General features: G+C 55.9%; 14 protein-coding genes. 6 read left to right on the forward strand and 8 right to left on the reverse strand.

Annotation, left to right across the window (positions count from 1 at the left end; all coding sequences use genetic code 11):
- Nucleotides 1–88: 88 nt before the first annotated feature.
- Nucleotides 89–682: a hypothetical protein gene (locus tag BMZ40_RS19595; protein WP_177193130.1), complete on the forward strand. Its 594-nt coding sequence runs from the start codon at nucleotides 89–91 to the stop codon at nucleotides 680–682.
- Nucleotides 683–848: 166 nt separating this feature from the next.
- On the opposite strand, the gene BMZ40_RS11385 is transcribed toward BMZ40_RS19595, so the two are convergent.
- The 5 genes from BMZ40_RS11385 to BMZ40_RS11405 form a co-directional block, all read right to left on the reverse strand.
- The gene (locus BMZ40_RS11385) at nucleotides 849–2,537 is read right to left on the reverse strand and encodes a diguanylate cyclase (protein WP_092375605.1); all 1,689 of its coding nucleotides are present in this window, start codon (nucleotides 2,535–2,537) and stop codon (nucleotides 849–851) included.
- 213 nt (nucleotides 2,538–2,750) lie between these two features.
- On the reverse strand, nucleotides 2,751–3,881 hold the full coding sequence (locus BMZ40_RS11390; protein ID WP_177193131.1) for a response regulator: 1,131 nt from the start codon (nucleotides 3,879–3,881) through the stop codon (nucleotides 2,751–2,753).
- Between the two features lie 35 nt (nucleotides 3,882–3,916).
- Nucleotides 3,917–4,822: a response regulator gene (locus tag BMZ40_RS11395; RefSeq protein ID WP_092375610.1), complete on the reverse strand. Its 906-nt coding sequence runs from the start codon at nucleotides 4,820–4,822 to the stop codon at nucleotides 3,917–3,919.
- Nucleotides 4,819–6,030, reverse strand: coding sequence for a response regulator (locus BMZ40_RS11400; protein ID WP_092375613.1), 1,212 nt, complete (start codon nucleotides 6,028–6,030; stop codon nucleotides 4,819–4,821). The genes BMZ40_RS11395 and BMZ40_RS11400 overlap by 4 nt, the downstream gene beginning before the upstream one ends.
- 793 nt (nucleotides 6,031–6,823) lie before the next feature.
- Nucleotides 6,824–7,087, reverse strand: coding sequence for a hypothetical protein (locus tag BMZ40_RS11405; protein ID WP_092375616.1), 264 nt, complete (start codon nucleotides 7,085–7,087; stop codon nucleotides 6,824–6,826).
- Nucleotides 7,088–7,179: 92 nt separating this feature from the next.
- On the opposite strand from BMZ40_RS11405, the gene BMZ40_RS11410 reads away from it, so the two are divergent.
- Nucleotides 7,180–7,854 (forward strand): response regulator, encoded by a 675-nt coding sequence (locus BMZ40_RS11410; RefSeq protein ID WP_092375619.1) that lies wholly within the window; start codon nucleotides 7,180–7,182, stop codon nucleotides 7,852–7,854.
- Nucleotides 7,855–7,979: 125 nt separating this feature from the next.
- On the opposite strand, the gene BMZ40_RS11415 is transcribed toward BMZ40_RS11410, so the two are convergent.
- The 3 genes from BMZ40_RS11415 to BMZ40_RS11425 form a co-directional block, all read right to left on the reverse strand.
- Nucleotides 7,980–8,354, reverse strand: a complete 375-nt coding sequence (locus tag BMZ40_RS11415) for a hypothetical protein (protein WP_092375622.1) — start codon at nucleotides 8,352–8,354, stop codon at nucleotides 7,980–7,982.
- Between the two features lie 148 nt (nucleotides 8,355–8,502).
- Entirely contained in the window at nucleotides 8,503–9,159 is a 657-nt protein-coding gene (locus tag BMZ40_RS11420) for a cysteine peptidase family C39 domain-containing protein (RefSeq protein ID WP_092375625.1), read from the reverse strand.
- Nucleotides 9,156–9,809: a hypothetical protein gene (locus BMZ40_RS11425; RefSeq protein ID WP_143075611.1), complete on the reverse strand. Its 654-nt coding sequence runs from the start codon at nucleotides 9,807–9,809 to the stop codon at nucleotides 9,156–9,158. Before BMZ40_RS11425 ends, BMZ40_RS11420 begins: the two co-directional genes overlap by 4 nt.
- A gap of 234 nt (nucleotides 9,810–10,043) precedes the next feature.
- Here BMZ40_RS11425 and BMZ40_RS11430 point away from each other — a divergent pair, with 234 nt between their 5' ends.
- The 4 genes from BMZ40_RS11430 (at nucleotide 10,044) to BMZ40_RS11450 (ending at nucleotide 15,113) form a co-directional block, all read left to right on the forward strand.
- Entirely contained in the window at nucleotides 10,044–11,225 is a 1,182-nt protein-coding gene (locus BMZ40_RS11430; protein ID WP_092375629.1) for an NAD-dependent epimerase/dehydratase family protein, read from the forward strand.
- A gap of 508 nt (nucleotides 11,226–11,733) precedes the next feature.
- Nucleotides 11,734–12,219 (forward strand): hypothetical protein, encoded by a 486-nt coding sequence (locus BMZ40_RS11440; protein WP_092375635.1) that lies wholly within the window; start codon nucleotides 11,734–11,736, stop codon nucleotides 12,217–12,219.
- 417 nt (nucleotides 12,220–12,636) lie between these two features.
- The gene (gene galE, locus BMZ40_RS11445) at nucleotides 12,637–13,710 is read left to right on the forward strand and encodes a UDP-glucose 4-epimerase GalE (protein WP_092375637.1); all 1,074 of its coding nucleotides are present in this window, start codon (nucleotides 12,637–12,639) and stop codon (nucleotides 13,708–13,710) included.
- Nucleotides 13,711–13,823: 113 nt separating this feature from the next.
- Nucleotides 13,824–15,113 (forward strand): nucleotide sugar dehydrogenase, encoded by a 1,290-nt coding sequence (locus tag BMZ40_RS11450; RefSeq protein WP_092375639.1) that lies wholly within the window; start codon nucleotides 13,824–13,826, stop codon nucleotides 15,111–15,113.
- The last annotated feature ends 55 nt before the right edge of the window (nucleotides 15,114–15,168 follow it).

Consider the following 15,168-nt stretch of genomic DNA (forward strand, 5'->3'; position numbering starts at 1 on the left):
GGATGCGCTGTCTGGCAGTATTTTCCACGCTCGAAAGTTTGGACTGTATGTTTTGAATCGGAACCCTCGCCAGGAGGGTCCCGATTCTTTGTCGATTCAGTTCAACGGGTTGCGAAATGACAAAAAAAGGCGCTGCAGATTTGTCATCGACCAGAAATATTGTTTTTGGCCGTTCTTCGCAGGGACAGCCTGGAGTAGTCCAGGCGGCGGATTGAAATGCGCCACGATTATCCTCATGGCGCGTAATTTTCTGTACGACTATGTTGCCGTTCCGGTCTTTCATTGCCAAGGCGTCAATGAGCCTTTTATAGCCATCGCCGCCAGCATCAAGGACATCCGAAAAGAGCGTTTTTACCTCGGAGCCTGCCCTGACCATGCCAGACGCCGCAACTGTCGCGGGACCCTCGCCAAGGTAGTCGCGGATTTGACTGCCAAGTGCCAGAATGGCCAATTTATGCTGGCTTGCGAACAAGTTGGAGCTGATCGTGTTGGCGGCAAAATGCGTATCGTGGACAAAGTTGTCATGGGCGAGAGTTCTTCTTTCTTCTTCAGTGACCAGGATGCGCCACAAGATTGCGCAGATGGTCGTCACGATGAGCGCCACGACAGCAGCGGCATGCGCTTTGCGCCTCAATCGCGGGCTCAGGTTGAGTTCGAGCAGTTTCTTATGGTTCAAGGATGACTCTCATCTGCGGGAGCGTTATGGTTTTACGGCATGCAAAGGCGAGATGACGGCCGGAAATGTCTCGACAATGATCTCGCGCATCTGAAAACTTCGGTGCGCGAGATGGCGCGTGATCCCGGAACGATACAGGCTCCTGTTAATAGCGCTGCAGCACTGGAGTGCATCAGCTGCAGACACGGTCCCGCCCTTGTTTCTTGGCACGGTAGAGGCTTTGATCGACACGCTCCAAGAACGTTTGATAGGATTCGTTGCGTTCGTACTGTGTGACTCCGATGCTGACAGTGACTGGCGCTCCATTGCCGAGAAAATCGTTTTCCCGCATGGCATGGCAGATGCGGCTGCCCAGCATCTCGGCTTCCTGAACACTCGTCATGGGCAGGATGATCATGAATTCTTCGCCGCCCGAGCGGCAGGGCGTGTCCTCCTTGCGGCAGATGGTGCGCAGGATTTTGGCGAAGCCCTGAAGAACCAGGTCTCCCGCGTTGTGACCGAAGACGTCGTTGACGAATTTGAAGTGGTCCAGATCGGCCATCATGAGGCTCAAAGGATGACCGTGGCGCATGGACAGCGACAGGGCTTCGCGGATTCGGCCCTTGAAGAAGCGCCTGTTTCCAAGGCCTGTCAGTTCATCGGTCAGGCTCAGTTGTTTGAGTTTGGCCTCGCTGTCGGCCAATTTTCGGTTTTTTTCGGCCAGTTCGCGCTCAACCAGTTTCTGCTCGGAGATGTCGACAATGGTTCCGACAAGTCCTTGTACGCCGGTTTCCTCGTGACGGAACGCATGGCTCCAATGCAGGCAGTGGCGCGTCTGTCCGTCGGGGGCGGAGAAGGTCACCTCGTGATGTGACGCTCCAAACTCGCGGACAATCCTTTGGTACTCGGTCTTGAAATCGACATTGGGCGCTTTTGGGAGGTGTCCGAGGTCACTGGCTGCCTTGCCGACGATTTCTGCACGGCGTACTCCGAAGAAGCGTTCGTATGCACAATTTACCGAGGCGAATTTCGCGTCTGCGGATTTGACGAAGACCGGGTACGGAAACGCATCTATCATTTCGTCCAGGAAAGATATTTGATCGGTCAAAGCTTGCTTGGTAAGTTTATCTTCGTGGATGTCCGTCATGATGCCGGACATGCGCAGTGGCTTGCCAGCTTCGTCCCTGCCGGTGATTTTGCCGCAGATGCGCATCCAGCGCCATGCGTCGCTCCTGTGCCTCAATCGTACGTCGCAAGTGAAATGCGGTGTCAGGCCATGGAGATGACTTCGAAGTGCATTCGAAAAGATCCTGCGTTCTTCGGGGTGCATCATTCGTTGTGCTTGATGTAATTTGATCCGCGATGGTTTGTGGTCAGTGTGGCCGAGCAGACCCTGCCAGGTTTCGTTGACCGACATCTCCCCTTTTTGCACATTCATGTCCCAGGTGCCCGATGCGGTGCCGTGGATGACCATTTCCATTCGCTGTCGCAACTCGCGTTCCGAGGTGGCAATTTTGTGGTGCTCCAAACCGGCGTAGACTGAATTGGTGATATCCTGCAGGGAGCAGGGTTTGATCAGAAAGCGCAGGAGGTTGCCCTCGTTGACTGCTTTACTGGCGGCTTTGATATCGGCATGACCGGTCAGCATGATTCTTGCGGAGTCGGGATCGAGATCCTTGACGCGCGACAGAAAAGTGATGCCGTCCATGCCCGGCATCTTAAAGTCGGAGACGACAACGGCGAATCTTTTGCCTGCCTCCAGTGCCGGGATGATTTCGCGCGGATCCGTCGCCGTGACGATGGAAAATTTTGAATGAAGATTTGTTCTTATGGAATCAAGGACGGCCTGGTCGTCATCAACAAAAAGCGTTGTACAGGTCATTGTGGTTAGCCTTCCAGGACTTCGCCTTGGAATAAGGCCTTGCCTGGGGATCGCTGCATTCGGTCGATCGTATCGATCGGGGCTGCTGTGGATAAAGGTTTTATGTCGCCATCCCTTTTTTCAAGGAGATGACGTTTTTTGGGCAACGAAATTGCTTATTGCCTGCATTGAAACAAAACGTTTCTGAGCAATCGCAAGTTTTCTGCCTCCGGATTATTCTCGCAGTGCAAGAACATGGACCGGTTCAATAATGGATTGATTTTTGGCGATTTCAATGAGCCGTAAGATGGTCGATTCGCTCAATTCCGCACCCTTGGCCAGAAGGAGCAGTCCATCCAGGGTCTCGACGTGCCTATCCAGGATCATGGATGGCTTCAATTGCCGTATGGACATGGTTTTGCGACTGTACTCCGGCCCGGAGTAGACAGCGCCCTTGAGGGCGTCCACGAATTCCGGAGGATGTGGAGGCTCGGCCTCATGCAATGCCCTGAAAATGTCACATGGAAGATGCCCAGCGCATCTGCTTCTGTCATACTGCATGGTCATGTTCAGGATTCGCGCCTCGAGAGTCATGGACGCCGAGGGCGGCGCGTGTTGCATGGCAATGATCCGTGCCACCGTATCGAGCCTGGGTATTCTTTCGATGAGCATGGCACCGATGCGGGGATGGTCATGAAAGAGAGCCGTTTCTTCCGGGTTGAGGCTTTTTCCCTTGTTGATCTTTTCGATGATTTCGCTGCGAAGGCCCAGGCAGCCCAGATGGGAGAGCATGGTTGCCAATTCCAGTTCCAGCGGAGCCAAAACGCATAGCAGTTTAGCCATGCGCACGACGATTTTACGGACCCGCTCTGCACGTTCGAAGGCCTGAGGATTTGCCAGGCCCAGTGCCTCGGAGAGCACGCGGATCGTGCCGCGCAGAGTGCTCTGGAGCACCTCCCGCTCGGCTGCGGTTTTGAAATGCAGCCGTATCCCCGCCTTGATGGCTTCGGTCAGGTCCTTCAGGGTGCAGGGCTTCTGCAGGAAGCGGAAGATCTGGCCCTGGTTCACGGCCCTGGTGGCCATGTCGGTGTTGGCCTGGCCCGTGAGCAGGATGCGCACAGTGCCCGGCGCCATGTCCCGGACCCGTGATAGAAAAGTTATGCCGTCCATGCCCGGCATCTTGAAGTCGGAGACGATGACTGCAAAATTGGATCCGCCCTGGATTTTGTCCAGGGCTTCGCTTGGATCCGTGGTGGTCGTAATGGAGAACGAGTCGTGCAAATTGCATTTGAGGGCCTTTAGCGCCTTGTCCTCGTCATCAACGAGCAAGACGCTTGCGGCAGCATGGTCCGGTGACTTTTCCATCGTCGATTTTGTTCCGCCAGCGCGGTTATGCGGTCCTAGAGAACCGGGAGCTTGATGTTGACGGAAGTCATTTCGCACGCGAACTGCTTGTAAGTTCGTTCCTCGTAGACGCTTCCTCCCAGTTCGCCAAGGATGAGACGTATCGAATGGGATGACAGCCATCTTGTCATCTTGAGGTTTTCCAAAGAGCTTCCCTCGCACATGAATTCGTCTTCGAGATTGGACGACGGGAATACGCCTGTGATTTTGATGTGTATTTCCTTGTCCATAGTGACGTTCAGTTTTATTTGGGAGTATTTTTCCGCATTCTCAACGGCTTCGCGGAGTGCGGTGTCGATGACGATGGTAAATAAAATGGAGTCACAGAGTAGAAAAAAATCGAAAATAACGCCGTTTTGAAGATCGTTGAATTCTGTTGTTAGCTGCAATTTCTTGCTTTCTATTCGTTCTTTATGTCGAAATTTTATTGTTTCGACAATATTTATGAGATCGACGTTGTCTCTCATTTTTTTGTATGTTTTATTCTCTATCATGGATACGATTGTAGATATATCTTTCTCATTAATAGATGCATTATATATTTTGCAAGCGTCGTTGAGACTTGCAAGTAAATCATTTTTTTTGCAAGGCTTTTCTATTAGCCTGTATATAATGTCGTTATTAAAAGCATATAGTGATGTTTTCAAGTCTGCATATCCTGTCATCAAAATTCGTATTGATTCAGGAGTAATTTTTTTAGCGTATTTAAGAAAGTCAATTCCATTCATTTCATCCATGCGCATATCGGAAACAATTACAGCATACGGCTTTTCGAGGCGCAACTTTCCTAAGGCTGTTTGCGGATTTGAAGCGATGGATATTTCAAATTCATCCTTGTAGCATTTAGAGAAGGCTTCAAGAAGTCGCTTTTCATCGTCAACAAGCAGGACGCGTCTGTTCATTGCAATACTCCTTGGATATTGTTCTGACACAATGTGCGCCAGTCAGTTATCATCTGTTGATGCTGTTCAGGGACGTTGCCCGTGAAAGCCAGGGTGTGTCGTTTGAATCGGTTCTGGATATGAACGAGTTCGTGGTCCAGGCTGTCCGCGACGTAGAGGACCATCTGAGGGGTGACGGCCTGTGACTCCATCACACTTTCGTCGTGATGGGAGCGCAGGATGGTGATCTGGTCATGGCTGAAGCCCCAACGGGCCAGAAGGTAGGCACCGACTTCGGCGTGGGAAGCCCCCATAATGCATCTTTCGGCGACGTCGATGGTGCAGTTTTCCTTTTGGACCATGGATATCACTTCCGAAAATTGATGCTTCATCTTTGAAGCAAAGATGAACTTTCCTATGTCGTGGAACATGGAGGCGATGACGCAGTCGTTGCAGCTCGTCTCGGGCAGATTGGAATTGGCTGCGATGAGTTTAGCGAGGCGCGCCACGCGGAGGCTGTGCTCCCAGAGCATCTTGATGGATATTTCGGAGTTGTCGAATTCCTTCAATTTATCGAAGAGATGCGAAGATTTGATGATGTTGAGCAGGGTCTGGGGTCCGAGCATCCGGACCGCATGCTCGATGTCCTTGACCTGTTTCGGAAAATTAAAAAAAGTACAGTTGATGATGCGGATGATGCTTGCGGCCAGGGCAACGTCCTGAGAGATGATCTTGCTGATGGTTCTGGAAGTGGCGTTGTCGTTCTCCAGTTCCCTTATGAGGCTCTCATACACGGCAGAGCTGCTTGGTATCGTTTCAATTTCGGCGATGATGTTCTTGATTTCGGCGCTCAGGATGATGTCGTTGGTACGCAACGTGTTGCGGATCGCGGCAATGAGGTCCTGGGTCTTGCAGGGTTTGCTCAAGTACTCGTTGGCCAACTGGATGTTTTTGATGACTGTTTCCTTGTCCGAGTATCCCGAGAGGATGATCTTGTCGACATCTGGTTTGCGCTTCTGGATGTTTCTAAGGACGTGGGTGCCGTCCATGTTGGGCATGCGCATGTCCGTGACCACTACATCGGGCCAGATCCTGTCGAACATGTCGAGTCCTTCGGCACCGCTGGGCGCGAAACTCATGTCCCACTCATTTTGCATGGAGCGCAAACTCAACCTGAGGCTTTCCAGAATGTTCTTATGATCGTCGATAAACAGAATCTTTGCTTTCATTCAAACCGACCGTTCAATGTATTCAAGGAGTTGTGCTGCTGAGCAGGTCTTCGTCACATTTGCCGACTTCGGCGGTGTGCCACCATCACGTCCATGCGGTGATGTCACGTGGGCATGGACAGATGTTCAGTTCATCATTGATTGCCTTATTACCGCATAATCACTAGAAAACGATGATTATTTTTACGTAAAAACTACGGAATACTCTATCCTGCTCTGGTGAAATTCGTAAATCATGGTAACTGCCGCGCACAGATTCAAGAGCTCAAATCATTTTGTGACATAATTTTTTAGAATGTGTCATTTTCAGGGCAGAGCGAGAGGAGAAAACTCTCTGGTGTCTGTGCTGCGTATTATTCGGTGAAGAAACTTTCAGTCGCGCCTTGTCAGACCTTCCCGATGCCCCTGCCAGGGAGATGAACATGAGTTGCTGTACTTGATTGTTTAAAATCGAAGTGGTCTGTGATCACTCAGTATTTGCAGTTCGCTGGTGCATGAGCAATATTTTACGTAAAATGCAAGAATAATTTTTTTGTTTTTCGCGGAAAATATAATTTGTATGACATGAGATTTCCGAATAATTTAGGGGAAAAGGCTTGTAGTACATACTTTTAGTTGTGGTAACTCTTATTATCAGTTCAAAAAAAGTTGCATAATTGTATCTGCATGCAGGTACAATATAGTTGGAAATGAAAAAAAGGAAAAAGAGCGGATGAGCTGAGTTTCATACTCGTAACCGCGTGGTCGGTTTGGGTATGCGACACGGTAAAAAGGTTGCGATCGACCCTGGAAGTCATTCCTGCGAACATGTGCCCAGCATGGGTAGACGGGTCATGTCGGGCAACGGCGCGAAATTTTTTTTTATGCGGTTAGAAAGGCATGGATCCCCTTTTTCAAGGGGATGAAGGCTTTTTGCGGTGCTTCTTTCTTCAAAGGGGATGACGGCATTGTGCGGTGTTTCCTTCTCCAAGAGGATGAAGGCATTATGCGGTGATTCCTCCTTCGAGGGGATTGCAACTTTTTGCAGGCGAATCTTGAAATGAGAATTTTTCAGCATGTGATGTCGTTTGTTTGATTCATTCAAAATTTGATATTTGATAAATATATTTAGATAGTTATATATTTGTCAGAACGCTTGGAGGCCTTTTTGTGACAGACAAGATACTCATAGTTGACGACGATCCGCATATTCTCGAGGGGATGCGGGCCTTGCTGGCCAATTATTTCCATGTGCGAACGGCCCATGGGCCCGAACAGGGCCTTCAGGATTTGCGATCGAGCGGGCCGTACGCCGTCGTGGTTTCCGACCTGAAAATGCCGGGAATGAGCGGAATCGACTTTTTAGCGAGAGTGAGAGAGGTGTCCCAGCAAACGGTGAGAGTCATGCTGACCGGATATGCCGATGTGGAAACCGCGGTCGCCGCGGTCAACAGGGGAGAGGTCTTTCGTTTCCATACCAAGCCATGTCCCACGGATGTGCTCCGCCAGACGCTCACGGACGCATTGTCCAAGTTCAGGACCGAGAGCCTCATGCACCAGGAATCGCTGCAGGGCTCGGCGGAGGCGAGACGTGCCTTGTCTGATGACGACGCGATGCCCGGAGTTTCGGTTCCGGTGCCTGGGATGCCGCTCATGGTGCTGCTGACGGGCAAGGAGTTGCGGGTGGCGGAATTGATCCGGATGGACGCTTCGTCCAAAGAGATCGCCAAGGTCATGAACATTTCCCCCCGGACCGTGGAGGCCCACCGGGAGAACATCCGCAAGAAGCTTGGACTGGCCAATGTAAAGATCAATCTACAGAGTTATCTGAAGTCGATCATGTGACGTTGCCGGCGGCGGTTGTCACGCCAGGGGATGGCGCTGCCGGGACTCAAGCATGCACAAAGGCCCTGCTTGCGCATGTCCGTGCTCGTCATCGTAAGCGGCATCGACCGCCTCTTTTTTTGGGTTCACACCATGGGCGTGCATCCGTAGCGTCGCAATTCCTGTCTGAGTTCCTCGTTTTTCGACCGCTGCCATTCGATTTCCTTCTTCAGCCTTTCGATGGCGGAGTCGTCGCTTTCCTCGTCGCATAGCTGCATGCATTCCTCGCCGCCGCCTACAAAGGTCTCCTTCCAGAAGAGGAGGCGCCCGACCGTCACCCCGTATTCATGGCTCAGAGCTTCGAGGCTTTCACCTCCGAGTATCCGCAAGGCGGCCTCGGTTTTGTGTTTTGTCTGATATGATTTGGCTTTTTTTCGGCCCAAAGTGTCGGTTTCCAGAGGGGCGTACGGAACTTTGGAAGACGCGTGATTCTTTTTCAAGTCCGTTTTTTCGATTTTCATGAGTCATACCTCCTTACTGCCTGCGTTGTTGATTAATGGTGTCCCGGACCAGAGCCGGGGTGTCACGGCGCGTTGAATTCGAAAAAAGAGGGACACTGAAAGGCCTGTTGCGCGATGTCCTGCGCAGGCCATGCAATGTCCGCCGGTGTCATCCCGTCGCCACCAGGAGCATGGCCCGTTTCTTGGCCGCCCACATGGGCTCGAACTCGTCCCTTGGGATGGCCTTGACGCCAAAGAGCGGGTCCATGACCCAGATCGTCGTGCGCGATACGGCGAAGACCGTCACGAAATGGCTGAATTTCGGGACGAAACGTTCAGTCACGTATTCGAAGAACCGTCCGTAGAGGGGGATCTTGCGCATGAAGTTGAATATGTAATGGTTATATTCCATTTCAAGGGGGACGATGATGGGTCGCCCATTCATGATCTGCAGTTCCAGAAATTCCGTTCCGCCTGTCAGGGCATAGGCCTGTTTGTTTCGGCCCGTGGCGATGTCCTTGAGCTCACCGACCCTGTAGCCGGTCTTCGTGTTTTCCGGCGGCGAGTGCCGAAGCAGATCCGCCTGGCTGACCGGGTCGTCCCAGTAGGCCAGAACGCTGACCAGGCAGGCCAGGCCGCAGGAGTAGTCATTGTGCTGCGCGACGAAGGCGACCGTCACGTAGGTCGTCTCCTCCAGCAGGCCCGTGGAGGTCAGCTGTACGATATTGTCGATGTTCGAGGGCATGCAGCCTGCCAGCACCAGGGCCAGGAGCCACTTGATGAGGCCATTTGCCCTGCGGCGCGGCCTGGCGTCAGGCGGCTTCACATAGGCCTCCGGGAGTGCGCCAGTCCTGCTTCAAGAAGCGGGGCGATGTCTGTGTGGTCCTGAAAGGCCAGTCCGGCGCGTTTTCCGCAGACCCAGACGGAGTGACAGGTCGTGACGTCAAGGAGTGTCCTGCCGTCCGGGGCGGTCAGGGTCAGAGTCAGGATCGCCCCGTTCCGGGCAGCCTCTTTGAGGCCTTTCACGCTGCTCTGCTGGGCCTTGGAGATATCGATCTGCAGGCCCCCGGCGCAGACATCGACGGGAGTCGCCGTGATGGGCGCGAAAGGGCCTTTCAAGGTTGCGACAAAGTGGTGGGGCATGGCGTTTCGCGCTGAGGTTCTGCGTTCGGTTCCGCGGCGCATGATCCGGTCAAGGAGTTTGAGCCGGCAGCACGCGCAGCGCATGAGCCAGATCACGGTCAGGATCAGTCCAAGGCCTACCGCCACGGCGGTAAGCTGAATCCACAGCGCCACCCGCGCCTGATTCTCGGAGTACGATTCGCCGCAGACGTTGCAGGCCGGGTGCTCCTGCTCCATGACCTGGCAGGCGATGGTCTGGTCTTCCTGCAGGGGGATGCGGGGGGCATGGTCGGCCATGGCGGCCTGGGGCGCCAGCAGGAGGCAGGCGAGCAGGATCGGGTACAGCATTCTCATGACGGCGCTCTCAAGGCTTGGTGGTCTGGGCCTGCACCGGTGGATCGCCTGGCGCGGCGGGTCCCGGTGACTTGCGCGCCCTGATCGACCGGCGTCCGCGGTTGCGGACCGGCGTTTGAGGTCGGCCAATATCACGGCTGGGCCAGGGATTCCACGCTTCAGGGGCTGCACTGGGATTCTTTCCGTAATAATTTGTCTATGGTTCGAGCTAACGGGTGATGTAGTAATGTTGTTATGAACTATATCGAGCCCGGTTTGGCCGTCATAAGCAGGTACATAAAAGGATTGAGTCCCGTCCCCCCGATCTTCGGGCGCGCCCTGAAGCAGTCTGAAACCGTGGGGCCGTTCGATGGCCTTGGGTTGGAGGACCGCGATGGGGCGGCAATGCCGCACGTGCAGCAGGTGCGGGACAGGGCCTGCGTCATCGGGGCGGGTGGCATGATCGGCAGTGGGCTCATGCGCGCCCTGGCGGACAGCTGTTGCGGGGACATCGTCGGGACGGTCTGCAACGAAGCCCCGTACTTCGGGCCCATGGAAGGTGTACGTCTTGAACGTCTGGATCTGCGCGACAAGGTTGCGGTGCGGGGCTTTTTTCTTGCGGAGCGCCCCGCCAGGGTCTTTCTGGCCGCGACCAGCATGTGCGGCGCAGAGGCCGCCGAGAGATCGCCGGCCACGTACCTGCAAGAGCAGTTGGAGATTCAGACCGTCCTCATTCAGGCGGCCTTCGAGGCAGGCGTGCGGCGACTGCTGTTTGTGGGCTCTGCGCGGCTTCGCCCCCAAAACGCCCCGAGAATCCTGGAGGGGCCGGATATGCTGGCCGATGCTGGAAACCCCTGCGATGAGATCTTCGCATTAGCCAGGATCGTCGGCCTCAAGATGTGCCAGTACTACAACCGCCAATACGGGACGCGATTCATGGGCGTCCTGCCAACGAGCGTCTATGGCCCGGGCGACAATTTTCGTCCCTGCATGTCACGGGTGCTGCCCGGCATGCTCCAGCGCCTGCACGAGGCCAAACATGCTCGCCTGCAGAGCGTGAGGCTCAGCGGGCGCTGTTTCGCAGGCAATGATCTGCTGCACGTGGACGACATGGCCCAGGCATGCGTGTTTCTCATGAACCTGCCGGACGAAGAGCTGCGCCGGGAACTGCTTCGTGCGCCGGGGGCCTGCTTCATCACTGCCGGGAGCGGACGGGTGACCACTGTTATGGAGTTGGCCGAGATCGCTGCCAGGGTCGTCGGCTTCGACGGACGCCTGGTCTTCGACGCACCACGGGGAGACGGCTCGTCGTGCGGGGCCGTCGATGTCTCGCGCCTTGAAAGTCTGGGCTGGAAAGCCCGCATCGGCCTGGAGGAAGGCGTCCGGGAGACCTACGAATGGTACCGCCACAACACCGCACACGCCTTCTGGTACTGAGTGCGCCTGCACGCTTCTTCCCCGCAAGAAAGGCATGGATCCCCTTCTTCATGGGGATGACGACACTATGCGGTGCTTCCTCCTTCGAGGGGATGACGGCTCTTTTGCATTGCTTCCCTCTTCAAGGGCACGCCGTCTTATGCAGAGTCATCAGCAAGCATGATTGTCCTGACATGTCGTACGTAATAAATACGTAATTTAATTTGTTTCCAGTTTCGTTGCATTTTAATATCTGAAAGACATTATCAGGCAACTTCTCATGATTCTTACCATGGATTGTGAATATGATCTTTTATCTTTCATTGTTCTTCTTTTTTTATGTGTCGATCATCGTCTGGTTTGTTTATGAGTGGAAGCATGTGCCCATGCTGTCCGAGAGGTGCCCTGTGTGCGACGCGCTTGGCGATGTGCACAACGGGGATATCTTTAAATGCACCGAGTGCAGGTATGTTTGGGGATTGTGAGGTTGCGCCGGACTCCATTTTTTTAAGGGGCCGGGAGGGGAGTTATGAAAACATTACTCGAAGCCGGTGATGCGCGTTACGTCGATATCCGAATTTCCATGAGCGACGCGCAAAGGGAGATCGTTTCCGTCACCCCTGCCGGAAGGGCTCCGGCAGGGGCTGATGGGGCGACTGTGGTTCGTGACGGCGGGTTGGCGGATATCCTTTATCCGCAAGGCGGACGTCAGACCCCGGCGCCTGGCCGCACCGCACCGGACCTTTCGGGCGGCAAGGGTGCCGAGCCGCCGGACTTCGAGCAGGTTTTCACGCGGGCGCAGGAGCAGTTGCGCGATATGGAGCGCACGCTGCGCGAGCCGGCCCGCGTGGTCATCACCCTGGGCGGCCCCGCCCGCACGGCAGTGCCCCCGGGCCCGGCCAGCGAGGTGGCCGCGCCCTATCGCAGCCCGCTGCGTACCGCGGGCATGGCCGCAACCAGCTACGCCGGCCCAGGCCGGGGCGCGCGGTCCGCGATCATCGACATCAAGATATAGTCTTGCGGGCGCGGCAGGCCGGCCTCGGCCATGCCGCCGACCCGGATTGACCACCGTACGCATCCCAATCCCCGACCCCCTGATTATTACCGCATTCTTTACGTATTCGTTTTGCTTTCAATTATCATTGCAGGGAGTGTAGGAGAATACGCTGTAACGCCGATCCTCCCCTTTCCGGATGTTTTACCGGTGGGGCGGTGCAGCGGATATGCGGGCCACGGCATGAAGCCGATCGTGAAAACCCGATACGTTCTCAGTTGACTGTTGAATAAATATGAATTTCCAGGCTGTGCAAAAATGGTGAGATGCGAGGAACAAGGAAAATACAGGCTCGATGCGTATACGACATACGAGAGAGTGTGGATTTTCTGAAGTGACGAAGCAGATCGCCGTTTCGGGACAGCCTGTCAGGGGCACATGAAGACCATTCTCGTCACCGGCGGAGCCGGATACATCGGAAGCCACACCTGCGTGCGCCTGCTGGAGAGCGGGTACGACGTGATCATCATGGACAGCCTGGCCAACAGCCACAGCCTGGTCATGGACCGGCTGGCCGCCATCACGGGCCGGGAGCCGCTCTTCGTGGAGACCGACCTGCGCGACACCGAGATATTGAACGGCGTCTTCGCCCACATCCCCATCGACGCCGTGATCCATTTCTGCGGCCTCAAGGCCGTGGGCGAGTCCGTGGCCAGGCCGCTGGACTACTACGAGGTCAACGTCGGTTCGACCCTGGCCCTGTGCCGGGCCATGCAGGAGCACGGGGTGCGGGACCTTGTCTTCAGCTCCTCGGCCACGGTCTACGGGGCCGCCGAGGAGATGCCCATCCCCGAGACGGCCCCCCTGGGCGAGGTGACCAACCCCTACGGCCGCACCAAGCTCATGATCGAGCAGATTTTTTCCGACCTGCACGCCTCAAGCCCCGACTGGAACCTGGTCATGCTGCGCTACTTCAACCCGGTGGGCGCGCACCCCTGCGGCCTCATCGGCGAAGACCCGCTGGACACACCAAACAATCTCTTCCCCTACATCACCCAGGTGGCGGCGGGCCGCCTGCCCGAGCTTTCGGTCTACGGCGGCGACTACCCGACCCCGGACGGCACAGGCGTGCGCGACTACATCCACGTCATGGACCTGGCCGAGGGCCATCTGCGCGCCCTGGAGCACCTGGACGCAAAGCCCGGCTTTGATGTCTTCAACCTTGGCACGGGCCGGGGCTGCTCGGTGCTGGAGGCCGTGCGCACCTTCGAGGCCGTGAACGGCGTCCCGGTGCCGCACCGCATCACCGCGCGCCGGCCCGGCGACGTGGCGGTCTGCTATGCGGACGCGGGCAAGGCGCGGCAGGTGCTGGGGTGGGAGGCGAGGCTCGGCATCGAGGACATGGTGCGGGACGCCTGGAACTGGCAGTGCGGGAACCCGAATGGATATCGTGGTGTCATGGTCCCGATGGACTGGCGGAAAGTTGAAATGGAAGTGGAACAGCGCAGGTAGTGAAGCCTGATTCTGATGCACGGCTGGGAATTTGCCCTGGACATGGATTTGAGAGTGGCGGGGCGCGGTGAAGATTTGATGCAAGGAAACATTTCACGGACGGGAAGATTTTCATGGGTTCTGAAACTGTCGCGGTTGTCGGGCTTGGTTATGTCGGATTGCCTCTGGCCATCGAGTTTGGAAAGCATGTCCGCACCATCGGCTTCGACCTCTCGGAGCGCAAGGTTGCCGATTACAGGGCCCACCGGGACCCGATGGGCGAAGTGGATGCGCAAGGGTTCGCCGCGTCCGTCCATTTCGACCCGACCACGGACCCGGCCCGCCTGCGCGAGGCCGACTACGTCATCGTGGCCGTGCCCACGCCCATCGGCCGCGACCGGCGGCCAGACCTCACCCCGGTGGAGAAGGCCGCGCAGACCGTAGGCCGCAACTTAAAGCCTGGCGCCGTCGTGATCTTCGAGTCCACGGTCTACCCCGGCGTGACCGAGGAGGTCTGCGTGCCCATCCTGGAGCGCGAGAGCGGCCTGGTCTGGAAAACGGGCTTCTTTGTCGGCTACTCCCCGGAGCGCATCAATCCGGGCGACAAGGAGCACACGGTCACCAGAATCACCAAGGTCGTGTCCGGCGACACCCCGGAGACCCTCGAAAAGGTTTCCCGCCTCTACGCCTCCATCATCACCGCCGGCGTCCACCCCACGGCCACCATCAAGGAGGCCGAAGCCGCCAAGGTCATCGAGAACACCCAGCGCGACCTGAACATCGCCCTCATGAACGAACTGGCCATCATCTTCGACCGGTTGGGCATAGACACTCAAAACGTCCTCAAGGCGGCCGGCACCAAATGGAATTTTCTCCCCTTCCGCCCGGGCCTGGTGGGCGGCCACTGCATAGGAGTGGACCCCTACTACCTGACCTACCGCGCCGAAATGGCGGGCTACAACCCCCAGGTCATCCTGGCGGGCCGCCGCATCAACGACAACATGGGCAAGTTCATCGCCGAAAAGACCGTGAAGCTCATGATCGCGGCGGACCAGAACATCAAGGGCGCCAAAGTCGGCGTCCTCGGCCTGACCTTCAAGGAAGACTGCCCGGACCTGCGCAATTCCAAGGTCGTGGACATCATCGCCGAGCTTGAGAGCTACGGCGTGACCGTGCTGGTGCACGACCCGATCGCGGACCCGGCCGAGGCCAGGGAGCATTACGGGATCGAGCTGGTCGGGATGGATGAGATGAAGGGGTTGTCGGCGGTGGTGCTGGCTGTGGCGCATGAGGAGTATCGGGGGATGGATGTGGGGGTGTTTGGGGGGATGCTGGGGGCGAAGTGTTGTTTGGTGGATGTGAAGGGGATGGTGGATGTTGGGGCGGCGGCTGAGGGGCAAGGAGTGGGTATGTGGAGACTGTGATACCACGTGTAGCTAATATAAAAATACATATTTTTATTAAAAATATAATTTATAT

This window comes from Desulfomicrobium apsheronum (assembly GCF_900114115.1).
Classification (GTDB): Bacteria; Desulfobacterota; Desulfovibrionia; order Desulfovibrionales; family Desulfomicrobiaceae; genus Desulfomicrobium; species Desulfomicrobium apsheronum.